Origin of the sequence: Nocardia carnea (assembly GCF_029868855.1) — a bacterium.
Lineage (GTDB): Bacteria > Actinomycetota > Actinomycetes > Mycobacteriales > Mycobacteriaceae > Nocardia > Nocardia carnea_A.
Genome location: NZ_JARWOV010000239.1, coordinates 82,146 through 106,500 on the forward strand (window position 1 = coordinate 82,146; position 24,355 = coordinate 106,500).

Sequence of the window (24,355 nt, forward strand, 5' to 3'; positions counted from 1 at the left end):
GCGCTCCGGCACCGCGCGAGGCGTCGTTCCCGACCACCGAGACCTCCCCGGCGCGGTACTTGCCCATATCGTGCGAAAGCCGCCGGTTTTGTGCCTAGGATCCGTCCGGTGACGATTTCCGACCGCCTGTCGCCCCGGGCTCCGCACAGTTCACCGACCGATATCGACGGCCCGCGAATTCCGTTGTATGTACCGGAGTTCGCGGTCGACCCGCACAGCACCTATCGCGCGATGCGGGAACAGTACGGATCCCTGGTACCCGTCGAGGTGGCACCGGGCGTGCCCGCGACGCTGGTCATCGGCTATTACACGGCCCTGCGCATCTACAACGACCCGGACCATTTCCCGGCCGACCCACGGGCGTGGCAGCGCGATATCCCCGCGGACTGTCCGGTGCTGCCGCTCATGCAGTGGCGGCCGAACGCCCGCCGCAACGACGGCAGCACGCACGCCCGCTACCGGCAGGCGATCGTGGCGGGGCTCGCCGAAATCGACCCGTTCGGCCTGCACGAGACCGTGGAGCGGGTTGCCATTCCGCTGATCAACTCTTTCTGCGGTGACGGGTCGGCGGACCTGATCAAGCAGTACGCGTTCCCGCTCACCTTCGCGGTGCTGAACGCGATGCTGGGGTGTCCCACCGAGATCGCGCAGCGGGCCGCGACGGGGATGGCCGCCATGTTCGAGGGTGTCGGCGCGGAGGACGGCGCCGCGTTGCTGATGAAATCGCTGGCGGAGCTGATCGAGCTCAAACGCGCTCGACCCGGTGACGATGTGACGACCCGGATGATGCAGCACCCGAGCGCATTGACCGAACCCGAGATCGCGAACCAGGTGGGCACCATATACGGGGCAGGTATCGAACCACTGCAGAATCTGATCGTGAACGCGCTGCGGTTGATGCTCACCGACGAACAGTTCGGCGACAGCGCCCTCGACGGCAGCCTGTCCACCCGGGACGCGCTGGACGAGGTGCTGTTCAACGATCCGCCGATGGCGAATTTCTGTTTCACCTTCCCGAAGCAACCGATTCTCATCGACGATGTGTGGTTGCCGGCTCACCAACCGGTGATCATCAGCATGGCGGCCTGCAATACCGATCCGGTGATCGGGTCGAACCGGCACGCGGGTAACCGGGCGCATCTGGCTTTCGGTGGTGGGCCGCATGTGTGCCCGGCCAGTTCGCTGGCCTACCTGATCGCTCAGGACGCCATCGACCAACTGCTCGACGGCCTGCCGGAGATCCGGCTCGGGGTGCCTGCCGATGAACTCACCTGGCGGACAGGCGCTTTCCATCGGGCGTTGACCGCGCTGCCGGTGGTCTTCCCGCCGTCACCGCCGCTGTCCCCGGTGTAGCCGTCAGGCCTCGCGTAGCCGGGCGATGTGGTCGAGCCAGTCGTCGACGACGCGGTCGGCCAGGGTCGAATCGGCGCGCAGGAGCCGGGTGAGTTCGAGTCCGCGTACGAGTGCCATGAGCGATTCGAAGGCTGTCCGGGCCGCTTCGGGATCGGCGATGCCGGCATGCCGCTCGAAATGGTTCCGCAGCGCGGACCCCAGCCGTTTCTCGGCGGGCAGGAGTGCTTCGCGTAACTGTGGGTCGGTGCGGGACGCGGCCCACAGTTCCATTGCCGCCTGGAACGGTGGACCGGTCATCGCCGACCGGACCGCGTGCACCATCTGCGGAAGGGATTCGGGGCCGTCGCCCAGACCGGCGACGTGATCGCCGAAATCGGCCAGGCGCCGGTCGGCGATATGGTGGATCGCGGCGACCAGCAACTCCGATTTCGACGCGAAATGATGCAGTAGTGCGCCCCGCGAGACGCCGGCTTCCTCCTGGATTCGCTGTGTGGTCGTGCCCGCGTAGCCGTAGTCGACCAGGCATCGGATCGTCGCATCGAGCAGTGCGGCATGGGTTTTCGCGTGCTGTTCTCGACGGGTCGGGCCGGTGGTGTGCGGCGCCGGTCGCACGGAAACCTGCTCGTGGTGCGGGCGCCCCGGCCGGCCGTTCACAGTGCGCCGAGCCGGCCGTCGGCGATCTGTTCCCGAAGCCGGAACTTCTGGAGTTTGCCCATCGCGTTCACGGGAAAGCTCTCGGCGACGTACCAGGATTTCGGGGTTTTATGCGGGGCGAGACGTTCTCGCAGGTAGTCGTGCAGGTCCGCCGGGGTGGGGGCCGGTTGTGCCGGGTCCGGCAGGACCACCGCGGCCACGCTTTCGCCCCACGCTTCATCGGGGAGGCCGAGGACGGCCGCATCGAGGAGCGCGGGATGCGCGGCCAGAACTTCTTCGATCTCGCGGGGATAGATGTTCTCCCCGCCGCGGATGATCATGTCCTTGAGGCGGCCGGTGACGCGGACGTACCCGCGGGCGTCCATTGTCGCGAGGTCGCCGGTGTGCAGTCGGCCCGCGGCATCGATCGTCTGCGCGGTTTCGGCGGGCATATCGAGGTATTCGATCATCTGCTGGTATCCGCGGGCACAGACCTCGCCCTCGACCCCGAGGGGCTGTACGGCACCGGTGGCGGGATCGCGGATCGATACCTCGACACCCGGAAGGGGACGGCCCGCGGTGTACAGGTTGTCGTCGCGACTGTCGGCCGGACTCGTCTGGCAGATCACCGGTCCTAGTTCGGTCTGGCCGTACACCGCGCTCATCGCGGCGCCGCAGGCCTGTGCCCAGCCGTCGATCAATGCCGGCGGGACAGCGTCACCGCCGGACATCACGACCCGCAGCGCACCGAGATCGAACTCGGCCAGCCCCGGATACGCGAGCAGGGCGTGCAGCATGGCGGGCACGCCACCGTAGATCTCGGCGCGATGATCCTGGATCGCCGTCAGCATCGTCGCCGGATCGAAGAGTTCGGCGAGGACGAGAGTGGCTCGCTGATACACCGACCCCAGCGCCGCCAGACCGCATCCCGCGGTGTGGAAGAGCGGCAGGGCGGTGGCGAAGGTCGCACCCGGCGTCGCGCCGCAGCGATCGCGGACGAAGGCCGCATTGGTCACCATCGACCGGTGCGCCAGTACCGCCGGCTTCGCGCGGCCGGTGGTGCCGGAGGTGAACTGGATCTGAGTGGCCGAACGTGGGTCGACAACCGGTAACTGCGCGCGCTTTTCGGTGCCGCGCACCTCGTCGAGCCAACCGTCGAACGTCACCGCCACGCGCACCGCCGGTATCGCGGGCAGCACAGCGTGGACTTGTGCCGCCATATCGGTGCCGCGGAAGCTGCCGGTGTAGAAGACGCCCGCGGCACGGGAGCGGTCGAGTGTGTATTCGAGTTCGGTGCCGCGCAGGGCGGGATTCGCCGTGACGAGTACCAGACCGGCGAGCGCGGCGCCGTACTGGAGCACGAGCCATTCGGGGACATTCGGCGCCCAGACCGCGATATGTTCACCCGGCCGGAACCGGTCGAGCAGCCAGGCCGCCGCGCGTTCGGCATCGTCGTACATCTCCGCGTAGGTCCAGATGCGGGCGCTACGTTGCGGAGCCACCGAGACCAGTGCGACTTTCTCCGGCGTCGCGGCAGCCGCCTGCCGGAGCAACTCGCCCACCGTGACCTCGAGAACCGGGCGGCTGCTGTCGACCGGCCACACGGATTCGGTGAGCGCGGTCATCGCTGCTGCTCCGCTCGGTGTTCGAGATCCCGTTTCATACGCTCGATCTCGTCGTCGGGCGGGATATCGCCGCCGCCGTCGGGGATGAATCGACCGGTATCGCGCCACTGGACCGCGGCGTCGAAACCGTGCTGCTGGGCGAAATCGACGAACCAGCGTCCCTCGGGGGAGTGGCGGGTGATGCCGTCGAAGAGGATCGCGAGATTCTGCGTCGTCTGCAGGCCCATGTTGTCGTAGGCCTGGTTGATCATCATCTTCTGCATGACCAGCTGGTTGGTGGGGATCCCGGCCATCCGGTCCACGAGTTCTGCGACCGCGGTGTCGAGTTCGGCCGCCGGGACCGCGTCGATGACCAGCCCCCATTCCCGGGCCCGGATCCCGTCGATGGTGTCGCCGGTGAGCAGCATGCGTTTGGCGCGTTCGGCGCCGAGGCGATAAACCCACATCGCGGTCGTGGGGCAGCCCCATACCCGGGCCGGCATATAGCCGATCCGCGCGTCCTCGGCCATGACGACGAGGTCGCAGGACAGGGCGATATCGCTGCCGCCCGCCACGGCGTAGCCGTGCACCTTCGCGACGGTCGGTTTGGCCGAACGCCACAGTGAGAAGAAATGGTCGGTGTTGGTTTTCATCATCCGGAAATCCTTGATCGGATCCCAGACCGCGCCCTGATGTTCTTCGCCGCCTTCGCCGTAGAGCTTCAGATCGTAGCCCGCGCAGAAGGCACGGCCGGCACCCTGGACCACGATGACGCGCACCGCGTCATCGGCGTTCGCCGCGGCGACGGCCGCACCGATTTCGTGGGCCATCTCGCCGGTGATCGCGTTCAGCCGCTCGGGCCGGTTCAAGGTGAGGTAGGCGCGATGGTCGCGGACTTCGTAGGCGACCGTGTTCCCGGCGAAAGTCATCTCGGTGCTCCGATCTCGGCGGCGAAGATACCGAGAACGGTTTCACAGTCCGTTTGGACTGTCAACGGGGTGACCGGCTCACGAGCCCGCGGCCGGCCGGGTCACCGGCACATCCTCGGCGAAATCGACCACGAGTTCGCGACGGGAGAACAACCAGGTGCCGCCGGAGTATTCGAAGGTGTCCCGATATCGGAGGGCGATCCGGTTGTCCCGGTGGCCGTCACCGCGGGTGTAGATGTGGTGGGCCGTGCAGTAGGTCTCGCCGTATGCGCGGCCGGGGGTGCCGGTCTCGACCACCTGCTGCTCGACCACGTGCCGGGTCGCCACCAGGTGCGATACCGCCGAGACCACCGCCCGGGCCACTGCCTCCCGGCCGCGTAGCACGGCCGGTGTGTCTGCCCTGTTCAGTTCCGGCGGCAGTACGAGAACCACCTCGGACGTGCACAGGGCGGCGACTGCCGCGATGTCCCGGCGATCGACGGCCTGCGCATAGCGCGCCGCGAGCGTGGTCAGGGCGAGACGGTCGGCAGGGTCCATCGTCGTATCTCAGCTCGGATCGGCACCGGATCCCAAGGGGTCTCTCGCTGGGTGGGACTGCGGTGGCCGCACCATCCGGTCGTCGCGTTCCTCGCCGGCGACGGTGCGCGATACCTCACCGGCAACACCCTGTTCGTCGACAGCGGTGCGCATATCAACGGCGTGCAATGGGCGCCGGCGGTCGACTGAACGCCGCATTCGAGTGTCCGGTGTCGGTACCGGCGAGCCGCCTGGACGGCCGCCGGTAGGAAGCCCCTTTCCACTGGCTGAGACCTGCTGCGGCGGGCCGGTGCCGGACTTGGATAGCGTCGGATCGGCACGTGCGGCGTTGCCGGATTCGTGTGGCACGGGATATGCGGGCAGGAGTTGAGGTGGAACGCGCGACCATTGCGGAGATGCTGCTCGACCGTCTCGGTGATTCGCACCCGGGGGTGCGGACCCGGGAACAGGATCGGACGTGGGACGAGACGGTGCGGGAAAGCGCCGCCCGCGGAGCGCTGGCCACGGCGTTGCGGGCCGACGGCCCGTTCCATATCGGAGTGCTGCTCGAGAACACCCCCGAATACCTGTTCTGGCTCGGCGGCGCAGCGTTGAGTGGTGCGGTGATCGTCGGTATCAACCCCACCCGGCGCGGCGCCGAGCTCGAGGCCGAGATCCGATATGTCGACTGCCAATTGATCGTGACCGATACCGCCGGGATGGCGAAATTGCGCGGGCTCGACCTCGGGCTCGGCGCGGACCGTTTCGTGCTCGTCGACGCACCGTCCTATCCCGACCTGGTCCGGGAACACCGGGTGGCGGAGCCGGTCGCCGCGCCCGCGGTGGACGAAACGACCCTGTTCCTGCTGTTGTTCACCTCCGGCACCACCGGTACCTCGAAAGCGGTGCGCTGCAGCCAGGGCCGGTTGGCCCGGCTCGCGTACGCGAACACCGAGAAGTACGGGCATATCCGCGAGGACGTCGACTACTGCTGTATGCCGTTGTTCCACGGAAACGCGCTGATGGCGCTGTGGGCGCCGGCGCTGGCCAACGGTGCGACGGTCTGCCTGACCCCCAGGTTCTCGGCCTCGGGGTTCCTGCCCGATGTGCGGTTCTTCGGCGCCACCTTCTTCACCTACGTCGGCAAGGCCCTGAGCTACCTGATGGCCACCCCGGAACAGCCCGACGATATCGACAACCCCCTCGTCCGGGGTTTCGGCACCGAAGCATCGCCCGAGGACAGAGCCGAGTTCGCCCGCCGTTTCGGGGCCGAGTTGTACGAGGGTTACGGATCGTCGGAGGGGGCGGGGTCGGTGAAGGCCGATCCGGACGCACCCGTGGGAGCCATGGGCCGGCCCGCGCACGCCGATATCGCCGTCGTGCATCCGGATACCCTGGTCGACTGTGCCCGCGCGAAACTGGACCGGTACGGCCGGGTGCTGAACCCGGACGAGGCGATCGGGGAGATGGTCGACAAGGGCGGCGCGAAACGTTTCGAGGGGTATTACAAAAACGAGGCCGCGGTGGCCGAACGCATCCGGCACGGCTGGTACTGGACCGGTGACCTCGGCTATATCGACGAGGCCGGGTTCATCTACTTCGCCGGTCGCAAAGGTGATTGGATCCGCGTCGACGGGGAGAACACTTCCGCGCTGACGATCGAGCGGATCCTGCGGCGCCACCCGAAGATCATCGCGACGGGTGTGTACGCGGTGCCCGATCCGCGTTCCGGTGATCAGGTGATGGCCGCGATCGAGGTCGCCGAGGTCGCGGATTTCGACCCGGCCGAGTTCGCGGAATTCCTCGCCGCCCAGGACGATCTCGGAACCAAGGCGGCGCCGCGATTCGTGCGGGTATCGGCGAACCTGCCGGTGACCGGGTCGAACAAGGTGCTCAAACGCGAGCTGCAGGCGCAATTGTGGCGTGTCGGCGAACCCGTATACCACCGGGTGGGGCGGGGAGCGCCGACCTACGAACTGCTGACCGAGGCCGGTAAACAGGAGCTCGAACAGGAATTCCACACCTACGGCCGCGCACGGTTCCTGCCGGACCCAGGAACTCCGAGTCGGTGACGGCGCGTCCGGCGGGCGGGTTCCGGCCGGTGCGGATCTCGATACGGCGAGCGGCGCAGAACGTACCGCGGCCGATTCGGCCGAGTATGAGCAGGATGCCGAAGACAGCGCGCTGAACGGCTGTCAGGCCCTCATTATGCGGAGGCAGCGCAAGCGGTCCGCTGATATTCTCGGACGGTGCCGACCGGCGACGCATTGCTGACATTCGGACTGGCTTCGCTGGTTCTGATCGTGATTCCCGGGCCCAGTGTGCTGTTCGTGATCGGGCGGTCGCTGTCGCTGGGCCGTAAGGGCGGGTTGCTCAGCGTACTGGGCAACGAAGTCGGTGGTCTGGTGCCGATCTGCCTGGTCGCCGGCGGGGTCGGTTCGATCGTGGCGAAATCGATCGTCCTGTTCACAATCGTCAAGGTCTTCGGCGCCCTGTATTTGACCTACCTGGGCATTCAGGCCATCCGTCATCGCCGGGACGGCATCGAGACGCCCGATTCCGGGGTGACCGCGATACCGCCGTGGCGCGTGTTCGGCGAGGGAGTCCTGGTGGGGGCGACCAACCCGAAGACGATCGTCTTCTTCGTGGCCGTTCTGCCCCAGTTCGTCGATTTCCACGCGGGCCGTGTTCCGTTGCAGATGATGGTGCTCGGTGCGGTTTTCACCGCGGTCGCGTTCGCCTGCGACAGCGTGTGGGCGTTGCTGGCCGGCGCCGCGCGTGGCTGGTTCTCCGGGTCGCCCCGGCGGCTGTCCGTGGCGGGCGCGTCGGGCGGGGCGATGATGATCGGTCTCGGCGGCACTCTGCTGTTCGCCGACAACCGGCAGTAACGCGGCTCCGGACCCCGTACGACAGGGACGGCGTTCGTTCCGGATTCGTCCACCGGTGGTTCCGCCGACGCAGCCGGGATCTCCCGCTAACCGGGTATCGGCGCGGGCGCGAAACGGCTCGCGGGTTTCGGCAGGCCGAGGTGGTCACGCAGGGTGGTGCCCGTGTACTCGGTGCGGAACAGTCCGCGGTCCCGCAGGATCGGTACGACGGTTTCGGTGAAGATCTCCAGGCCGCCGGGGTAATAGGGCGGCATCACATTGAAACCGTCGGCGGCGCCCGAACGGAACCATTCCTCGATGGTGTCGGCCACCTGTTCCGGGGTTCCGGCGAAGACGCGGTGCCCGCGGGCCCCGGCGAGACGGTGCAGCAGGCCGCGCAGGGTGGGGCGTTCGCGGCGCACGATACCGGCCACGACCTGGCGTCGGCTGGCGGTGTTGTCGGTGACATCGCCGGCGTCGGCGAACAAGCCTGCCGGTACCGGTTCGTCGAGCGGCAGCCGCCGCAACGAGGCACCCGCCAGCGACTCCAGTTGCGTGAGACCGTATTCGGGGACCGTGAGTTCGTTGAACTCCCGTTCGAGCTGTTTCGCCTCGGTTTCGGTGTCCGCGATGAATGGGCTGAGGCCGGGGAGAACCTTCACATGGTCGGGATCGCGGCCGAATTCGGCGGCGCGGCGTTTGATATCGGTGTAGAAGGCCTGGGCGTCGGCGAGGCGCTGATGTGCGGTGAAGATGGCCTCGGCGTAGCGGCCGGCGAAGGCGCGGCCGTCGTTCGAGGCGCCCGCCTGGACCAGCACGGGATAACCCTGTGGGGTGCGGGCCGCGGAGAACGGGCCACGCACCCGCAGATGTTCGCCCGTGAAATGGATGGGATGGATCTTGTCCGGGTCGGCGTAGCGGCCGGCGGCACGGTCGAGCAGGACCGCGTCGTCCTCCCAGCTGTCCCACAGCGCCGTCACCGCGTCGACGAATTCACGGGCCCGCGCATAGCGTTCGGCATGGTCGGGGTGGCGGTCGAGACCGAAATTGGCGGCCGCCAGATCGGTTCCGGTGGTGACGATATTCCAGCCCGCCCGGCCACCGGAGATATGGTCCAGCGAGGAGAAGAGCCGGGCCAGGTTGTAGGGCTCGTAGTAGGTGGTGGAGGCGGTCGCGATCAGCCCGATACGGGTGGTGGCCGCGGCGATCGCGGTGAGCAGCGTGATCGGCTCCAGTCCGGGCGCGGCGTTGTAGGCCACATTTGTCCGCAGGGCGGGGCCGTCGGCGAAGAAAACCGCGTCGAAGGCAGCGGCTTCGGCGGTACGCGCGATCTCCTGGTAATAGCGCACATCGTAGATCCGGTCCGGGCGGCTCAGCGGATGCCGCCAGGCGGCCTCGTGGTGACCCGCTGGGTAGATGAACGCGTTCAGAGCGAGTCGACGTCGCCCGGCAGGAGAAGGTTGCGGCATAGCCGCATTAGAGCAACGCCGCCGCCTGCCGGGGAACGGTAATTCGCTTGCTGATCCGAACTCTGGTGCGGCAGCAACCCACGGTTGGGCGGCCGGCGGCCGGTTCGCGGGTCACCACCTCACCCATCACATGTACCTTCCGCCGGTGACCTCGAGAACGGCTCCGGTCATATAGGACGACAGGTCGGAGGCCAGGAACAACACCACGTCGGCGACCTCGCTGGGCTCACCCGCCCGTGCGAGCGGGATCTCGGCCATCTTCTGGTCCCAGACCTTCTGCGGCATGGCTTCGGTCATCGCGGTACGGATGAGACCCGGCTGTACGGCATTGACGCGCACGTTCTTGAACGCCACTTCTTTGGCCGCGGCCTTGGTGAGCCCGACGATCCCGGCCTTGGCGGCCGAATAGTTGGTCTGGCCGGGCAGGCCGATCTTGCCCGACAGCGAGGAGATGTTGACGATGGCGCCGCGGCCGTGCTCGCGCATCCGAGAGGCGGCGGCCCGGGTGCCGTTCCAGGTGCCTTTGAGGTGGATGGCGATCACGTCGTCGAAATCGGCTTCGGTCATTTTTCGCATGGTGGCGTCGCGGGTGATCCCGGCGTTGTTGACGAACACACCGACCGGGCCGAATTGCTCGGCCGTATCGAGCAACGCCTCAACCTGGGCGCTGTCGCGCACATCGCAGCGGGTGTAGGCGGCGACCGATTCACCGCCGAGTTCGGCGACGGCCGCGGCACCCGCTTCGTCGTCGATATCGCCGATCGCGACCTTGGCGCCTTCGGCTACGAAAGTGCGCGCGATCTGCAGCCCGATCCCCTGTGCGGCACCGGTGACCGCGGCCACCCGACCCTCCAGCAAGCCCATACTCAGCTCCGTTCCATATTGTGCGGGAAGAGAATTGTCGTCCGGCGGGTCGGCGTCGAGGCCCGGTGCTCGTCACCCGCGGCCGCCCGATATCGGTGGTGTCGCAGCAGGGTTCGGCTCGCACCGCGCGCACCCTCGAGAGTGCCCACCGATTTCTTGCCGTGGTCGGGACGGATGAGACCCGCGGCGTGGCGGTTGCGGGCGACAATGCCCTCGATTTCAGCGTTGCGCACCGCTCGTCTCTCGTTTCGCGTGTCCGACCAGCCGGCCGCCGATGATGAGGCGCTGGATTTCGCTGGTGCCCTCGTACAGGCGGAGCAGGCGCACTTCGCGGTAGATCCGTTCGACCGCGACACCGCGCATATATCCGGTGCCGCCGTGGATCTGCACCGCCAGATCGGCGACCTTACCGGCCATTTCGGTGCAGTACAGCTTCGCCGCCGACGGGCCCACCCGGCGGTCCTCCCCGGAGACGTACCTGGCGGCGATATCGCGGACCAGGGCGCGTCCGGCGGCCACACCCGTGTATTGGTCGGCGATCATCGCCTGGACCAGCTGGAAATCGCCGATCGGGGTGCCGCCCTGGGTTGCCGTGGCGGCGTAGGCGACGGATTCGTCGAGGGCACGCTGCGCCGCGCCGACGGCGAGCGCGGCAATATGCATCCGGCCGCGGGCCAGGGACACCATCGCGGCCCGATAACCGACGTCCTCGCTGCCGCCGACCAGCGCCGCGGCCGGCACCCGCACGCCGGTGAACCGTACCTCGGAGGTCCAGGCGCCTTCCTGACCCATTTTGCGATCCTTCGGCCCGACTTCCACGCCGGGAGTGGTGGCGGGAACGAGGAATACCGCGATACCGGGACCGTCCGCGTCGGCAGGCCGGGTGCGGGCGAAGACCACGAACAGGTCCGCCACCGGCGCATTGGTGATGAAGCGTTTCTCACCGTCGATCACCCAGTCGTCGCCCTCGCGCACGGCCTTGGTGCGCAGCCCGGCGGGGTCGGATCCCGCACCGGGTTCGGTGAGTGCGAAGGCGGCCACCACCTCGCCGGAGGCGATGCGCTCGAGCCAGGTCTGCTTCTGTTCGGCGGTGCCGTAGTTGACCAGCACCTGTCCGGCGATGCCGTTGTTGGTACCGAACATGGACCGGAACGCCAGAGTCGTGTAGCCGAACTCCATGGCCAGTTCGACATCCTGGGCCAGGTCCAGGCCGAGCCCGCCCCATTCCTGCGGGACGGCGTAGCCGAACAGGCCCATATCGGCGGCGGCCCGGCGGATATCGCCGGGCACACTGTCGGTATCGGCGATCTCCTGTTCGCGCGGGACCACCGCGCCGCGCACGAACTCGCGGGTCTGCGCCAGGATATCGGCGAAGTCCTCGGCGGACACCTGCGAAACCTGTGCCGCTGCGTTGTCGGCAGCCATCGATCCTCCTTTGCCGGATATCGCTGAACGGGGGATAACGCGCCGTGGCGCTGCGGTCGGTACGGGATCCTGGACTTCTTCTCGCTCATCGGTTTCAGGTGCCCAGATGTCCGTGAGCGATCCACTCGTCGATCTCGGGCTGTGCGGCGCCGAGGAGATCGCGCAGCACCTGCGGGCCGTCGGCGCCGAGGGCCGGCGCCGCTCCGGTGGTGAGGTGCGTTCCGTCGAAGGCGGCGGGCAGGCCTGCGGCCAGGTACGTGCCGATCCGGGGCTGGTCGAGGGCCGTGAACAGGGGATTGGCCGCCAGTTCGCCGCTGCCGGCCAGTTCGGCGAACCCGCGGTAGCGTTCGAACAGCACCGAGGTCGCTGACAGCGCCTCGGTGACCTGGGCGGCGGTGCGGTCGGCGAACCACGGTGCGAACAGGGCGTCGAGCAGCGCGCGATGGCGGTAGCGGTCGGCATCGGCCGAGAAATCGGCGTCCAGTGTCTTCTCCAGGGCGGCGACCGCCTCGGTGCGGCCGGTGACGGCCACCAGGTCACGCATATGCCGGGGCGTCAGCGCGACCACCATGAACCGCGCGCCGTCCGCGGTGCGGAAATCCTTGCCGTAGGTGCCGTAGACCGCGTTGCCGGTCGCCTCCCGTTCGACACCGTTGATCTGCACCTCGGTGAGGTAACTCAGATGTCCGGCAATCGCCAGCGCTACATCGGACAGCGGCAGGTCGACGGCCGCGCCGGCCCCGGTGGATTCACGCCGCCGTACCGCCGCCGCGATCGCCAGGGCCGCATACAACCCGCACGCGACGTCCCAGGCAGGCAGTACGTGATTGGCGGGGGAGTTCTGCTCGGGTGCACCGGTGATCAGCGGGAAGCCGATACCGGCGTTCACGGTGTAGTCGACCGCGGCGCCGCCGTCGCGGGTACCGAGGATCTGCAGTGTGATGACATCGGGGCGCAGCGCGCGCAGCGTTTCGTGGCTCAGCCATTCCCGTCCGCCCGCATTGGTGACCAGGATGCCGCCGCCGGGACCCGGTGCGGTGATCAGCCGCTGTACCAGCGCCCGGCCTTCCGGACTGCGCAGATCGCAGGTGACCGAACGCTTGCCGCGATTGAGCCCGGCCCAGTAGATACTCTCGCCGTCCGCGGTGACAGGCCAGCGGTTCCTGTCCCCCGCGCCGCCGATCGGGTCGACCCGGATCACCTCCGCGCCGAGCTGCGACAGCGTCAGCCCGCACAGTGGCGAGGCGACGAAACTCGACACCTCCACCACACGCAGGCCGGACAGGGGTCGCGGGTCTGCGGTTTCGCTCATGTTGTGTCCTCCAGGAGCAACTCTCTCACGCCATCGAGCGCGTCACCCTCCGGCGAAGCACAAGGTACCGGCCGGGGCGGATTCGCCTGCCTCATTCCTCGAGATAGCTGACGATTCCGCCGATGAGGGCGTCGAGGGCGTCGTCGAGGTCGCCGTAGGTGCCCAGGGTGCGTTCGGAGGTGATACCGCGCATCGCGGCGGGGAGGAGGGCGGCCACTTTGCGTACCTTGACCGGGTCGAGGTTCAGGTCGGCGAATGCCTTCTGGCAGGCGGTGTCCCAGTGCGGTTTCCACGAGGCCAGTTCGGCGGCGGTGAGCGGGAAATCGCGTTCGAGTTCGGCGTGGTCGCGGGGGAGGGCGGCGCGCAGGGTTTCGATCGCCAGGGATTCCCGGCTGCGCAGACCGCGGGCCATGGCGGTGATCATGGCGGCGACCCGCTCGTGCAGGGTGCCGTCCGGTTTGATGCCGGCGGGCAGATCGCCCCGTTTGTCCGCGGTGCGGCGCAGGACCGCGGCCCAGAGGCCGTCGATATCGCCGAACTGGTACTTGACCACGCCCCAGGTCGCGCCGATATCGCGGGCGATGCGGTTACCGGAGACAGCGGCGGGGTCGCCGGTGGCCAGCGAGGCGATCGCTGCCTCGAGCATGCTTTCCCGGGACTGGATTCCACGCCGGTTGGCGCGCCGTTCACTTGCCGCCGCTTCCGTCACGAGCAGCGATTCTACCGGCGTCGACCGGTGTCGCCGAGTTTCACATACCCCTCTTGTAATCTTTCGTAGAGGGTTCTACCATCAGTGGGCGCGTGGCCGGATCGGCCGATCCGCACGCCCTGCCGAGCAGCTCACGAAGGCGTGGAGGGTTCAGATGGCGAAACCGCCGCTGTCGATGGAGCCGACGGGCTGGTTCCAGGTGGCCTGGTGCAGCGAGATCACGGTCGGTGCGGTGCACAAGATGAAGTACTTCGGCCGCGAGATGATCGCCTGGCGGTCGGCATCCGGCCGGGTCGCGGTATTCGACGCCTACTGCGAACATCTGGGCGCCCATCTCGGATACGGCGGCCGGGTGGAGGGCGAGAACCTGGTGTGCCCCTTCCACGGGTGGGAGTGGAACCGCGAGGGTCGAAATGTGTGCATCCCGTACGAGAGCCATCCGAACAAGGGGCGCCGCATCCGCAGCTACCCCGTGGTGGAACGCAACGAGGCGGTGTGGATCTGGTTCGACGTCGAGGGGCGTCCGCCGTATTTCGAGGTGCCGGATATGTTCACCGCGTTCGGTGACGGCCGCACCGCCGCGGACTACTACCCGCCGGTCCCCGCGGCAACCCTGTTCCGGCCGGGACTGGAGATGCATCCGCAGTACGTCATGGAGAACGGCGTCGATTTCGCGCATTTCAAGTTCGTGCACAAGACCCCGTTCGTCCCGGAATTCACCCGCCACGATTTCTCCGGACCCGTCTCCTACGTCGATTTCACGATCGCCTTCGACGAATCGGTGGCCGCGGACCAGGTCAACAGCGGCGTCGAATCGATCAACGCGGGGCTGGGATGTTCGATCACCAAGAGCTGGGGCATGGTCGACAATCGCACCATGCCGGCGGTGACGCCGGTGGACGAATACACCTCCGACGTCCGCTTCACGGTGTGGATCGGGCGTAAACCGGGAGATGATTCCCCGGAGATCACCCGATACGGCAGGACGATGGCCGATTTCGTCATCGAACAGTTCGAAGCCGATATCGAAATCTGGGCGCACCAGCGCTATTCGGATCCGCCCGCGCTGTCGCGCAAGGAGTACCAGGGGTTCACGGCGCTGCGGGAATGGGCGCGGCAGTTCTACCCCGACGGCGGGCCGGCCGGAACCGACCCCCACCGGCAGCACAGCGGCGCCGTCCGGCCCGCGGACCATCTGTCCGGCTCGTAACCCAGCCCACTCGAAGAACCGCCCCGCCAGACCGAAAGGCCGCAGATGAGCACCGACAAGATCCGGGTATTCCAGGTAGCGACCGGCAATCTCGGCACCGAGATGATCGGCCGGATCCGCAACCATCCCGACCTCGAACTCGTCGGCCTGCACTGCTACTCCCCGGAGAAGATCGGCCGCGACGCCGGCGAAATCGTCGGGATCGAACCCGTCGGGGTGATCGCCACCGGAACGGTCGAGGAGATCATCGCCGCCCGGCCCGATGTGCTCACCTTCCACGGGGTCTTCCCGGACGAAGATCTCTACGAGAAAGTTCTCGAAGCAGGTATCAACGTGGTGACCACCGCGGACTGGATCACCGGCTACCACCGCGACACCAACCATCCGCATCCCTCCGGCCGCAAGGTCAGCGAGGTCATCGCGGCCGCCTGCCGGCGTGGCAACGCGACGTTCTACGGCACGGGGATGAATCCGGGCCTGGCGCAGATCCTCGGGATCGTGCACAGCGCCGATGTCGCCGAGATCGAGAACGTCACCGTCACCGAATCGGTCGATGTCTCCTGCCACCATTCCGTCGACACCTGGAAGGCAGTCGGATACGGCCGCCCGATCGACGATCCGACCATCCCGGAATCGCTGCACAAATACACCGCGGTGTTCGCCGATTCGGTGTATCTGATGGCCGACGCCTTCGGCCTCGAACTCGACGAGGTGACCTTCGGCTACGAACTCGGCGCCTGCACCGAAGATGTCGACCTCGGCTGGTACTTCCTGCCCAAGGGGTCCCTCGGCGCCAACTACATCAAGTACCAGGGCCTCGTCGACGGCGTGCCCCGGGTCGAATCACATCTCGAATGGCAGATGACCCCGCATACCGATCCGGCCTGGAATATCAAGGGCTGCTACATCACCCAGATCACCGGCGACCCCAGTATCTACAGCAAACATATGGTGTTTCCCCGCAAGGGCGTCGATCTGTCCGACCCCGCCAGTTTCGCCTCGATCGGTATGACCGTCACCGGTATGCCCGCGCTGCATTCCCTACGGTCCGTCGTCGCGGCCCGGCCGGGCATCATCACCAGCGCGGATCTGCCCCTGCGCAGCTTCGCCGGGCGTTTCGAACTCTGAAACCGCTCCCGCCGAGAGACCCCGGGCGGGGGCGCAACCCTCCGGCCCCCTGCGATCCGGATCGGACAGACGGCGGTAACCCTGGCCGTCCGGTACCCGAACTGTGCTCCGACGACGTGATTCTCGCTCAGCGGGAGTGGCGATGGTCTCTTCCGTTGCGGCGACTTACCGTCGACATCGAATCGTCCGGAATACACCGGCCTCACGAAGCGGTCCGTGCCGCGCGGGGCAGGTCTGCGAACCGGTCGAGGTAAACGGTTGCCGACCGCGACGCGGCGGCCGGTCCGTGCTGTTCCGTAGGCCTTCGAAGCGGCCGGACGAGAACAGCCGGCCGGTGGCCGCGGACCTCCGCATACGGCGCGTGTATTCGCGCGCCCGGCGGCGCAGCGGAGGAAGAAGAAGGGAACGTCATGACCGCAACCCGATCCTTATGACCTGAGTAGTTGCGGTGCCCCGCGCGCCACCCGAATTCCGGGCGGTGCCGTCTCGCCACGCCCCGATGGTGGGCGCGGCGATATCGCAGCATCAATTGTGCCGATCACCGAATGAATTGCTTCGGTCGACCGGAGTCGCTTCGCCTACCGGGGTTCGTGAGCCCGCGGGAAATTCAAATGCTGATTCTTCGGATTATCGGCACGACACTCGGCCCAGTGACAATACCGAATTCTTCCGGCGACTGTCCGGAAAGACATTGCCGATACCGGCATGGCCGCTTTCGATCGAGATGAGGGTCAACAGATGAAAGCAAACATCCCACGCCTCCCGTATTCCCGTGGTGGTATGCGCATGGGCGGAATAAGTGCGGTATTCGCGGCCGTCGGAATGCTGGCGGCCGGCCATGCCGCGGCCGATGCATTCGTAGCGCTTCCCGACGGCCACGAGGCCGCCCCCGGGGCGACGATCACCCGCACAGGCGAACACGCCGTGGTGTCGCCGTCGATGGCCGCCAACGGTGTGGGGCGAGTGGTGTGGGTATCCGGCACCGTCACCGCCGATGTCGCGCACACGCCGGCCGTGGAACGTCCCGGTCCCTATTCGACGCCGGAGAATTGGCCGGGGACGAACAATTCGTCGACTCACGGTGCTTCGCAGGTGAGTACCGGCTATATCGTCGGTTGTCAGGTCGGTATCGGCGACAGTGCCGTCACCGCGGGGCTGTCCGGCAACCTGAGTACCAACGGTGCCGGGTTGAGCGGTTCGGCCGGTATCCAGATCGGTCCCGGTCAGGTTGAATTCGTCCGGATCGGCTTCAAGGATATTCTCCGGCCTGGGGTCTACAGTCTCGGTTACCGGGATTTCGAAATGGAGATCCAGGGTTGCGGCGGTTATGCCCAGGCGCGGGCGTACACGGTAGTGGAAATCATCGGCGATCACTATTCGAAGACCACTCTCTATGGAGCGCCGTTCAGTATCGGATGAGCAAGTCCGCTTTCCGACCGCTCGTCTTCTCAAAAAGTCATGAAACCGGAGAGGCTTTCGAAATGATTGCTCCCAAGAAACTTGTTCGCGCCGCTTTTGTTGCGGCCGCATCGGTGGGGTTGGCAACCACCGGTGTCGCCGGCGCCGACACCTTCATCCCGTTGCCCGGAGCCGCGATCAGCGAAACTCTCGGCGACGGCACCGGGGTCACGGTGCGTATCGTCGGAGAATCGGCCACGATCAGCCCGTCCATGGGCGCCACCCCGCTGCACCGCAACGTCTGGGTATCGGCCAGTGCCCAGGTCGAACTGTCGGCGCCGGCCCGCTCGAAGATCAAACCCGGCTATGTGGTCGGTTGCCAGGTCAATATCGCGGGCGGCGGTGCCAACGGCGGCGCGAACTACAGTACGGATCTGTCGGGCGAGAGGCAGTCGGCCGGCGGCAGTCTCGGCGGAAATCTGAGTCTGGGACCGGGACAGGCCGAGAAGTTCTACCTGCTGGATCTGGAAGCCCCCGACGCCTTCGGTTCGGAATCGCATCGGCCGTTCTCCTCGCTCGCCGGTACCAGCGGGAGCGTGAGCTGGCGTAACAGCACCATCGGACTCGCGGGTTGTGCGGGTTATGCGCAAGCGAGGGCTTTCGCCGAGGTGGAGGTCGAAACCGCTACCGCCAAAGAGGTTGTCACCGTCTGGGGTCAGCCGTTCAGCCTCGGCTGAGACCACCCGGGCCCGGGTCCCACCGCGCGGCGGGGCCCGAGCTCGGCGGTTCCGGCCGATACTACGGGTGCGGAGCGGAGCGCCGGGCCACGGACCGTACGGCCGATTCCGTCGGGGAGTCCGGCGGCGGTCTGGATACGGGCGAATTCCGTCAGGTAATACCGCTGCTCGGCCGATATCGGGCAGGAACGCCGGGACGTCAGGTCGAAATGCAGGTCCAGTTGCTCGCCCACCGCAACCCGGCGTTGCGTCCCCAGACTGAACACCTCGTGGAGCACATGGATGCGTTTGTCGTCGGCACCCAGCAACCAGGACCGGACCTCGAGTTCGTCGCCGCGACGCACCTCGCGCTCGTAACCGAGCGACGATTGGACCACGACCTTTCCCAGCCCGGTGCGATCGACGTAATCCCCGCCCATCCCGATGAGCGCGCTGAACTCGGCCTGGCCCCGGTAGACGACGATGCCGTAGTACATGGCGTTCATATGGTCGTTGAAATCGATCCACGAATCCTCCACCCGGCAACCGAAGGACGTGACCGGACCCTGCGGCACCTTGTCGAGTGGCATCGCGTCCGGCGCTAGCATGGGTCTCCTTCGTCATCGAACCGCACGGGCGCGAAGCCTGCGGTGACCTGTCGGACAACTCCGCAACGTATCGACCCGGGGACTGCGGTGGCGGCCCGGTGACCGCTGAGCGGGATCCCGTGCGAAGCCCGGTCACCGGGAAGGCGCGCGAGAGCATTCGACGGGAGGAGGAAGATGGTGGCGAGTGATTCCGTCACCGCCGCGCGCGGCCGGGCGGACGAGAAACGACGGCCGAGGAGGTCCCGGCGGATATGCGCGGAATAAATCACGTGGTCCTGTACGTCTCCGACCTCGCCCGCAGTCTCGACTTCTACGAGCAGGTGCTCGGGTTCCAGCGGCTTCCCGAAGCGTTTCCCGGCGGAGCGTTCCTGCGGCACGCGGGTTCGGCGAACGACCACGATCTGGGGTTGTTCGAGTCCCGGGGTGCCGCGGTGCCGGTTGCCGGGTCGATCGGGCTCTATCACGTGGCGTGGGAGGTCGAGACACTGGCCGAGCTCGCGGCGGCCCGGCGGAGTCTGTCCGATGCCGGCGCGCTGACGGGGGCCGGTGATCACGGTTCGACCAAGGCGCTGTACGGCCGCGACCCCGACGGTATCGAGTTCGAGGTGTGCTGGCTCGTACCCGACGAGCACGTCGAGGAAGCGTTGCGCGGTGCCTCGATGACCGCGCCGCTGGACCTCGCTGCCGAGATCGAGCGTTACGGCGCGGACACTCCGGGCGGCCCGCGTACCGATCCGGCGGTGTGGGCCCGGGTTGCCGCCATGCGCGCCGCCGGGCGCTGAGCCGGGCGGACTCCGCACGGCGCCACTTCGGAAATCCGCGCATGCCCGGGCTCCGGGTCCGATGCCCGTCCGGCTACTGGTGACCGGGTCGCTCGGGGTCCTGGGCCGCCGAATCCATTCAGTGGGAGTCGGCGCCGCGAAGCAGGCTGCCGTCTTTAGCCTCGAGAACGGTTCTGCTGGGGAACGTCGTCGGACCACCGGCGAGATACGTGCCCGGCATCGGCTCGGAGCGAGGAGAGAAACACGTGGATGTGCAGAAGTACGGTCCGTGGGCCGTTGTCGCGGGCGGATCCGAAGGCGTCGGCGCCGAGTTCGCTGTCCAGCTCGCCGAACAGGGCCTGAACCTGGTGTTGCTGGCGCGCAAGCCGGCACCGCTGCAGGCAACCGCCGAGGCCTGCCGCGCACACGGGGTCGAGGTGCGGACCCTGTCGGTCGATCTGATCGCCGCGGACGCAGTCGGCCGTATCCGGGCGGTCACCGACGATCTCGCCGTGGGTCTGTTCGTCTACAACGCGGGTGCCAACACCTACGGTCACGAGTTCGTGACCGGCGATCTGGACCGCTTCCAGGACGTCGTCGACCTGAACATCACCGCCCAGCTGAAGCTGGTCCAGCATTTCGGAGCCGCCATGCGCGAGCGACGCCGAGGCGGAATCCTGCTGGTGGGGTCGCTCAGCGGTTATCTGGGTTCGGCGCAGATCAGCGTCTACTCCGCGGTCAAATCGTTCTGCCGCACGTTCGCCGAAGGGCTGTGGCTCGAGATGCGGGAGTACGGCGTCGATGTCCTCGAGCTGGTGCTGGGGCTGACCCGCACGCCGGCCATGGATCGGGCCGGCCTGAAAATGGACCGGCCGGGCCTGTTGATTTCCGAGCCGCGCGAGGTCGCCGCGCAGGGTCTGGCGAACCTCGGGAACGGCCCTGTCGTGGTGGTGAAGCAATTCGAGGCAGTGGCCGAGAAGAACAGCGGGCCCGATCGGGCCGGACTGCTGCTGGCGGCGCGCGCATCGGCGAAGAAGCTGCTGCCGCCGCCGGCCGAATAACAAGGCGCAGAAGCAGTTCGACAGTGATGGAACGGAGGGAGCATACGTGGGACTCGGCGGAAAAGTCGCGATCGTCACCGGCGGGGCCGGCGGGATCGGGCGCGGAATCGTCCGTGCTTTCGTCGACGAGGGAGCATCGGTGGTATTCGCCGATATCGACGCCGCCGCGGGGCGCGCGTTGGAACATGAACTCGGCGGCCGCGCGAAATACCTCGATATCGATATCGCGGCGGACGGCAGCGCCGAAAAGATCTGTGCGGCCGCAATAGAGGCCTTCGGCGCCGTACACATCCTGGTCAACAATGCGCACGCCTCGCGGCAGGCCCTGCTGGTCGAGACGACGCAGGAGATGTTCGATCTGTCGTTCGGTACCGGGTTCTACCCGACAGTGCGGCTGATGCAGGCGGCGTACCCGCATCTACGCGAGACGGCCGGTTCGGTGATCAATTTCGCGTCGGGTGCCGGTATCGAGGGACAGCGCACTCAGGCCTCGTATGCCGCGGCGAAGGAAGCCATCCGAGCGGTGAGCCGGGTGGCGGCCAACGAATGGGCAGCCGACAACATCAACGTGAACGTCATCTCGCCGCTGGCGCTGACGGAAGGTGTCCGAGCGTACATGGAGGCGAATCCCGGCGCCGAGGACGCCCTGCTCAACGGTGTCCCGCTGCGGCGTTTCGGTGATCCGCAACAGGATATCGGGCGGGTGGCGGTCTTCCTGGCGAGCGCGGACGCCGGCTACATCACCGGTCAGACACTCATGGTCGACGGTGGAACGGTGAAACTGCGATAGCGATCGCCCACAGCCGCAAGGTGATGCGGCGATTCGATACAACGAGAGGTTGGAATATGAGCGCGGAAGAGACGCTTGCCGGACTGGCGGCACGAGTTCAGCGGCTCGAGGACGAGCTGGCCATCATCCGGAAACTCACCGCCTACGGACCGCTCGTCGACGCCGGGGAAGCCGACGCCGTGGCGGCGCTGTGGGCCGAAGACGGTGTATACGACGTCGAGGGCTGGCGGATGGCCGGGCGCGCCGAGGTGCGTGCGATGGTCCTGTCCGATGCCCACCAGGACATCATCACCGGTGGCAGCGCCCATTTCTTCGGCCCGCCCCATATCGAACGCATCGAAGGCGACGAAGCCGCGGCGATATGTGAATCGATCCTGGTACGGCACGCGGACGGCAAGTTCTATATCTGGCGGGCCGGTGTCCACCGGATCGAGTTGCGCCGGACCGGCGACGGCTGGTGTGTCACCAGCCGGGTCACCCGGCCGTTGAACGGCGGCGCCGAAGCGCGCGATCTGGTCGCCGACCGGTACTAGGAATTCGCTGTGGCGGCGTGAGAAATCCCGGGCCGCTGGATTCTCACGCATCCACGTTTCGGGACGTTTGCAGCCCTGTCGCCGCGCGCCGTCGGTTCCAGCCCTCCCGCGGCCCTTTTCGGTCGATCCATATCGACATGTGGGCGCCCCGTTCATCCCGGCTGGAGCCACGGCACCACCATGTCGGTGAAGACACGTCGAGTGCATGAAGCGCAGGAGGACAAGCGAATTCGGCGTCTCGCGCCCCGGCGGCTTTCGTGACCGTGAACGCGCGCTGCGAATCGAAGCTGCGCCGGGTACTGCTCGGGCCTGCCGCGGCCGATCCACAGCCTTCCGGGATTCTTGCTCGGCGGCCCTCCTGATCGCCATGCGTCGGCGCTGTTGCGCTCCGCGGGTCGGGACACACGTGCATTTCGCCGAATGCCGTGCTGCGCATTCTGGACTGTGTGCCGTGCGCACGGTGCGGTCCGCGATTCGCCGCCGATCCTGTCCGGTCCCGCTCACCGGAAATGCGACAGACGGCATTTCGGACACGCTTTATCGTCCGTGATACCAGCAGCTGGTGACCTACATCACGAAGAACGGGTTGTTCCCGATCGAATATGTGCCGTGGGTGCCGGCGCTGGTGCAGTTTCCGCGGTGCCGTAGGTCCGCCGGGTCTGCTGCCGAATCCCGGCCGCGCGACGACGTCGCGGAATGTCGTATTCCATGGGCGTGGACCGGGCGATACGGCGACGGAAAATCCCGGGTCCATCTCGTTTCAGGAGGACAATCGATGTCCGATTCCGCATCCCGGCGCAGCGTCGGAAGTACCGACGAGGCATCGGGTTTCCGAACCCCGGCGCTGATCATCACGGCGCTCGTGCTCGCCGAATGCGTCAGTGCCTTCGAAGCCGGCACGATATTCATCGCGTTGCCGCGGTTCAGTGAAATCTTCGGGGCCCCGGCCTCGACGACGGGGTGGGCGGTGACGGCCTTCATGCTCGTCGCGGCAGCGACAGCACTGGTCGGTGGCCGTCTCGGGGATATGTACGGCCGCAAGAAGATTCTCATCGTCGTCATGCTGGTTTCGGTGCTCGGTTCGCTGATCAGCGTATTCGGCGATTCGATGGCGGCGATCATCGCCGGGCGGGGCGTGCAGGGAGCCGCGGGAGCGATCATGCCGCTCTGCTACGGCCTCGCTCGTGAAGTTTTGCCCGCCCCCAAGATTCCGATCGCGGTGGGCTTCATCAGCGGTGCGGCCCTGCTGGCCGGATCGGGTGGTTCCCTGATCGCCGGTGTCCTGCTCGACGTCGCCGACTGGCATATGATCTTCGTCCTCGCCGCTGTCCTGGCCGTCGTGGCTTCCGCCGTGGTCGCGGTGGTGCTGCCGGTATCGCATACCCGGTCGGAACTGCCCCGGTTCGACTATGTGGGTGCGATCCTGATGACACCCGGCCTGATCGCGCTGCTGTACGGCATCACGCAGGGCCCGGCGTGGGGCTGGACCAGTCCTGCGGTCATCGGCCTGATCGTCGCCGGTCTCGGCATCCTGACGGTGTGGACCTTCTGGGAACTGGGCCGCAGCGAACCTCTGGTGGACCTGCGGGTTCTGGCGAGCAAACGGATGACGCTCAACCTGATCGCGCTGTCGGTGCTCGCACTCGGTCCCGCCGGCGCGGTGCAGGTCGTGACCCCGATGATCCTGCAGTCGCCTTCGTCGTTACCGGTCGGCCTCGGAATGTCGGCGACGGTCACCGGTCTGGTGGCCGGTATCGCCGCGCTGTTCGGTTTCGCCGCCTCGCCGCTGGCGGGCGCGGTCGCCGGACGCTGGGGCGGCCGGACGGCCTTCCTCATCGGGGCCGCGCTGTTCGCCGTCGCCAACATCATGATCTTCGCCGGCCACAAATCGCTACCCGTGATGATGGGTGTTTTCGCGGTAGCGGCCGTCGCCACGGCATTCGCCTTCACCGGCTACCCGAAGATCGTGATCGAATCCGTGCCGGACAACGTCACCAGCGTGACGACAGGCATCCTGAGCACCGCCCGGCAGGCGTTTTCGGCGGTGGGAGTGGCCATCGTATCGGTCATGCTCTCGATATGGACGGTCCCCGGCACCACCGCGCCCGCGTTGTCGTCGTTCAACGTGGCGATGGGCTGGTTCATCGTCTGCTCGCTGATCGTGGCGGCCATCTGCCTGTTCATCGGCAGACCGCCTCGGGAGCCGAAGGCGACCGGCGATACCGCTGGTGAGCCGGGTGCCGCGGAGGCCGCCTTCGTCTGATACGTCGGGCCCCGCCCCCCCGCCCAGAAACACAGCAAGGGGCCCCCCCGGCCCCGCCCCCCCCCAACCCCCGCGTACACGATTCCGCAATTCACCTCGCCGCGGAAGCCGTGCCCTCACCGTCGACAGCGGATGCGAGGACGCCGAGACGAGCCCGTCGCTCGAGCTGCGCATCCGGCCACTCACAGCGCGGCGTAGATCTGCGC

The 24,355-nt window shown here is 67.2% G+C and carries 23 protein-coding genes and 1 pseudogene; 13 read left to right on the forward strand and 11 right to left on the reverse strand.

Annotated features, from left to right (window positions below; all coding sequences use genetic code 11):
• Positions 1-108: 108 nt before the first annotated feature.
• Positions 109-1,353 carry a cytochrome P450 gene (locus QH195_RS23525; RefSeq protein WP_280423752.1) on the forward strand — a complete coding sequence of 415 codons (1,245 nt, stop codon included), beginning with the start codon at positions 109-111 and terminating at the stop codon, positions 1,351-1,353.
• Between the two features lie 3 nt (positions 1,354-1,356).
• On the opposite strand, the gene QH195_RS23530 is transcribed toward QH195_RS23525, so the two are convergent.
• The 4 genes from QH195_RS23530 to QH195_RS23545 all read right to left on the reverse strand — a co-directional run bounded on the left by QH195_RS23530 (position 1,357) and on the right by QH195_RS23545 (position 5,056).
• A complete protein-coding gene (locus QH195_RS23530; protein WP_280437038.1) occupies positions 1,357-1,965 on the reverse strand; it encodes a TetR/AcrR family transcriptional regulator in 609 nt (202 codons plus the stop codon).
• Between the two features lie 38 nt (positions 1,966-2,003).
• On the reverse strand, positions 2,004-3,611 hold the full coding sequence (locus tag QH195_RS23535) for an AMP-binding protein (protein ID WP_280437039.1): 1,608 nt from the start codon (positions 3,609-3,611) through the stop codon (positions 2,004-2,006).
• Entirely contained in the window at positions 3,608-4,519 is a 912-nt protein-coding gene (locus QH195_RS23540) for a crotonase/enoyl-CoA hydratase family protein (RefSeq protein WP_280437040.1), read from the reverse strand. The genes QH195_RS23535 and QH195_RS23540 overlap by 4 nt, the downstream gene beginning before the upstream one ends.
• A gap of 78 nt (positions 4,520-4,597) precedes the next feature.
• Positions 4,598-5,056 carry a nuclear transport factor 2 family protein gene (locus QH195_RS23545; protein WP_280423756.1) on the reverse strand — a complete coding sequence of 153 codons (459 nt, stop codon included), beginning with the start codon at positions 5,054-5,056 and terminating at the stop codon, positions 4,598-4,600.
• A gap of 75 nt (positions 5,057-5,131) precedes the next feature.
• Between QH195_RS23545 and QH195_RS23550 the strand changes: the two are divergent.
• The 3 genes and pseudogenes from QH195_RS23550 to QH195_RS23560 all read left to right on the forward strand — a co-directional run.
• Positions 5,132-5,245, forward strand: a pseudogene (locus tag QH195_RS23550) (oxidoreductase); the annotation flags it as partial.
• A gap of 164 nt (positions 5,246-5,409) precedes the next feature.
• Complete coding sequence (locus QH195_RS23555) at positions 5,410-7,107, forward strand: AMP-binding protein (RefSeq protein WP_280437041.1); 1,698 nt, start codon at positions 5,410-5,412, stop codon at positions 7,105-7,107.
• A gap of 177 nt (positions 7,108-7,284) precedes the next feature.
• The gene (locus QH195_RS23560) at positions 7,285-7,923 is read left to right on the forward strand and encodes a LysE family translocator (protein ID WP_280437042.1); all 639 of its coding nucleotides are present in this window, start codon (positions 7,285-7,287) and stop codon (positions 7,921-7,923) included.
• 86 nt (positions 7,924-8,009) lie between these two features.
• On the opposite strand, the gene QH195_RS23565 is transcribed toward QH195_RS23560, so the two are convergent.
• From QH195_RS23565 to QH195_RS23590, 6 genes are all read right to left on the reverse strand, one after another.
• Positions 8,010-9,371, reverse strand: coding sequence for an LLM class flavin-dependent oxidoreductase (locus QH195_RS23565; protein ID WP_280423759.1), 1,362 nt, complete (start codon positions 9,369-9,371; stop codon positions 8,010-8,012).
• Positions 9,372-9,497: 126 nt separating this feature from the next.
• On the reverse strand, positions 9,498-10,235 hold the full coding sequence (gene fabG, locus QH195_RS23570) for a 3-oxoacyl-ACP reductase FabG (protein WP_280437043.1): 738 nt from the start codon (positions 10,233-10,235) through the stop codon (positions 9,498-9,500).
• 2 nt (positions 10,236-10,237) lie between these two features.
• On the reverse strand, positions 10,238-10,468 hold the full coding sequence (locus tag QH195_RS23575; protein WP_280437044.1) for a hypothetical protein: 231 nt from the start codon (positions 10,466-10,468) through the stop codon (positions 10,238-10,240).
• Entirely contained in the window at positions 10,455-11,660 is a 1,206-nt protein-coding gene (locus QH195_RS23580; RefSeq protein WP_280437045.1) for an acyl-CoA dehydrogenase family protein, read from the reverse strand. The genes QH195_RS23575 and QH195_RS23580 overlap by 14 nt, the downstream gene beginning before the upstream one ends.
• Positions 11,661-11,754: 94 nt before the next feature.
• The gene (locus QH195_RS23585; protein WP_280437046.1) at positions 11,755-12,972 is read right to left on the reverse strand and encodes a CoA transferase; all 1,218 of its coding nucleotides are present in this window, start codon (positions 12,970-12,972) and stop codon (positions 11,755-11,757) included.
• Positions 12,973-13,063: 91 nt separating this feature from the next.
• Positions 13,064-13,681, reverse strand: coding sequence for a TetR/AcrR family transcriptional regulator (locus QH195_RS23590; protein ID WP_280423764.1), 618 nt, complete (start codon positions 13,679-13,681; stop codon positions 13,064-13,066).
• Positions 13,682-13,835: 154 nt separating this feature from the next.
• Between QH195_RS23590 and QH195_RS23595 the strand changes: the two genes are divergently transcribed.
• From QH195_RS23595 to QH195_RS23610, 4 genes are all read left to right on the forward strand, one after another.
• Positions 13,836-14,891 (forward strand): Rieske 2Fe-2S domain-containing protein, encoded by a 1,056-nt coding sequence (locus QH195_RS23595; protein WP_280437047.1) that lies wholly within the window; start codon positions 13,836-13,838, stop codon positions 14,889-14,891.
• 45 nt (positions 14,892-14,936) lie between these two features.
• Positions 14,937-16,019 carry an NAD(P)H-dependent amine dehydrogenase family protein gene (locus tag QH195_RS23600; protein WP_280423766.1) on the forward strand — a complete coding sequence of 361 codons (1,083 nt, stop codon included), beginning with the start codon at positions 14,937-14,939 and terminating at the stop codon, positions 16,017-16,019.
• 738 nt (positions 16,020-16,757) lie between these two features.
• Positions 16,758-17,438 carry an MspA family porin gene (locus QH195_RS23605; protein ID WP_280423767.1) on the forward strand — a complete coding sequence of 227 codons (681 nt, stop codon included), beginning with the start codon at positions 16,758-16,760 and terminating at the stop codon, positions 17,436-17,438.
• Positions 17,439-17,500: 62 nt separating this feature from the next.
• On the forward strand, positions 17,501-18,154 hold the full coding sequence (locus QH195_RS23610; protein WP_280437048.1) for an MspA family porin: 654 nt from the start codon (positions 17,501-17,503) through the stop codon (positions 18,152-18,154).
• On the opposite strand, the gene QH195_RS23615 is transcribed toward QH195_RS23610, so the two are convergent.
• Positions 18,133-18,741, reverse strand: coding sequence for a thioesterase family protein (locus tag QH195_RS23615; protein WP_280437049.1), 609 nt, complete (start codon positions 18,739-18,741; stop codon positions 18,133-18,135). The genes QH195_RS23610 and QH195_RS23615 overlap by 22 nt on opposite strands.
• Before the next feature lie 251 nt (positions 18,742-18,992).
• On the opposite strand from QH195_RS23615, the gene QH195_RS23620 reads away from it, so the two are divergent.
• The 5 genes from QH195_RS23620 (at position 18,993) to QH195_RS23640 (ending at position 24,149) form a co-directional block, all read left to right on the forward strand.
• Positions 18,993-19,523: a VOC family protein gene (locus QH195_RS23620; RefSeq protein ID WP_280423770.1), complete on the forward strand. Its 531-nt coding sequence runs from the start codon at positions 18,993-18,995 to the stop codon at positions 19,521-19,523.
• A 245-nt stretch (positions 19,524-19,768) separates the two neighbouring features.
• Positions 19,769-20,563 (forward strand): SDR family NAD(P)-dependent oxidoreductase, encoded by a 795-nt coding sequence (locus QH195_RS23625; RefSeq protein WP_280423771.1) that lies wholly within the window; start codon positions 19,769-19,771, stop codon positions 20,561-20,563.
• Positions 20,564-20,609: 46 nt separating this feature from the next.
• Positions 20,610-21,353: an SDR family NAD(P)-dependent oxidoreductase gene (locus tag QH195_RS23630; protein WP_280437050.1), complete on the forward strand. Its 744-nt coding sequence runs from the start codon at positions 20,610-20,612 to the stop codon at positions 21,351-21,353.
• 56 nt (positions 21,354-21,409) lie between these two features.
• A complete protein-coding gene (locus QH195_RS23635; RefSeq protein ID WP_280423773.1) occupies positions 21,410-21,886 on the forward strand; it encodes a nuclear transport factor 2 family protein in 477 nt (158 codons plus the stop codon).
• 775 nt (positions 21,887-22,661) lie between these two features.
• Complete coding sequence (locus QH195_RS23640; protein WP_280437051.1) at positions 22,662-24,149, forward strand: MFS transporter; 1,488 nt, start codon at positions 22,662-22,664, stop codon at positions 24,147-24,149.
• Positions 24,150-24,355 lie beyond the last annotated feature (206 nt).

Excerpts from the sequence above, each read along its gene's own strand:
- QH195_RS23535 (WP_280437039.1), bottom strand. The coding sequence starts at position 3,611 with ATGACCGCGCTCACCGAATCCGTGTGGCCGGTCGACAGCAGCCGCCCG.
- QH195_RS23540 (WP_280437040.1), bottom strand. The coding sequence starts at position 4,519 with ATGACTTTCGCCGGGAACACGGTCGCCTACGAAGTCCGCGACCATCGC.
- QH195_RS23545 (WP_280423756.1), bottom strand. The coding sequence starts at position 5,056 with ATGGACCCTGCCGACCGTCTCGCCCTGACCACGCTCGCGGCGCGCTAT.
- QH195_RS23555 (WP_280437041.1), top strand. The coding sequence starts at position 5,410 with ATGCGGGCAGGAGTTGAGGTGGAACGCGCGACCATTGCGGAGATGCTG.
- QH195_RS23565 (WP_280423759.1), bottom strand. The coding sequence starts at position 9,371 with ATGCCGCAACCTTCTCCTGCCGGGCGACGTCGACTCGCTCTGAACGCG.
- fabG (WP_280437043.1), bottom strand. The coding sequence starts at position 10,235 with ATGGGCTTGCTGGAGGGTCGGGTGGCCGCGGTCACCGGTGCCGCACAG.
- QH195_RS23580 (WP_280437045.1), bottom strand. The coding sequence starts at position 11,660 with ATGGCTGCCGACAACGCAGCGGCACAGGTTTCGCAGGTGTCCGCCGAG.
- QH195_RS23585 (WP_280437046.1), bottom strand. The coding sequence starts at position 12,972 with ATGAGCGAAACCGCAGACCCGCGACCCCTGTCCGGCCTGCGTGTGGTG.
- QH195_RS23595 (WP_280437047.1), top strand. The coding sequence starts at position 13,836 with ATGGCGAAACCGCCGCTGTCGATGGAGCCGACGGGCTGGTTCCAGGTG.
- QH195_RS23600 (WP_280423766.1), top strand. The coding sequence starts at position 14,937 with ATGAGCACCGACAAGATCCGGGTATTCCAGGTAGCGACCGGCAATCTC.
- QH195_RS23605 (WP_280423767.1), top strand. The coding sequence starts at position 16,758 with ATGAAAGCAAACATCCCACGCCTCCCGTATTCCCGTGGTGGTATGCGC.
- QH195_RS23610 (WP_280437048.1), top strand. The coding sequence starts at position 17,501 with ATGATTGCTCCCAAGAAACTTGTTCGCGCCGCTTTTGTTGCGGCCGCA.
- QH195_RS23615 (WP_280437049.1), bottom strand. The coding sequence starts at position 18,741 with ATGCTAGCGCCGGACGCGATGCCACTCGACAAGGTGCCGCAGGGTCCG.
- QH195_RS23620 (WP_280423770.1), top strand. The coding sequence starts at position 18,993 with ATGCGCGGAATAAATCACGTGGTCCTGTACGTCTCCGACCTCGCCCGC.
- QH195_RS23635 (WP_280423773.1), top strand. The coding sequence starts at position 21,410 with ATGAGCGCGGAAGAGACGCTTGCCGGACTGGCGGCACGAGTTCAGCGG.
- QH195_RS23640 (WP_280437051.1), top strand. The coding sequence starts at position 22,662 with ATGTCCGATTCCGCATCCCGGCGCAGCGTCGGAAGTACCGACGAGGCA.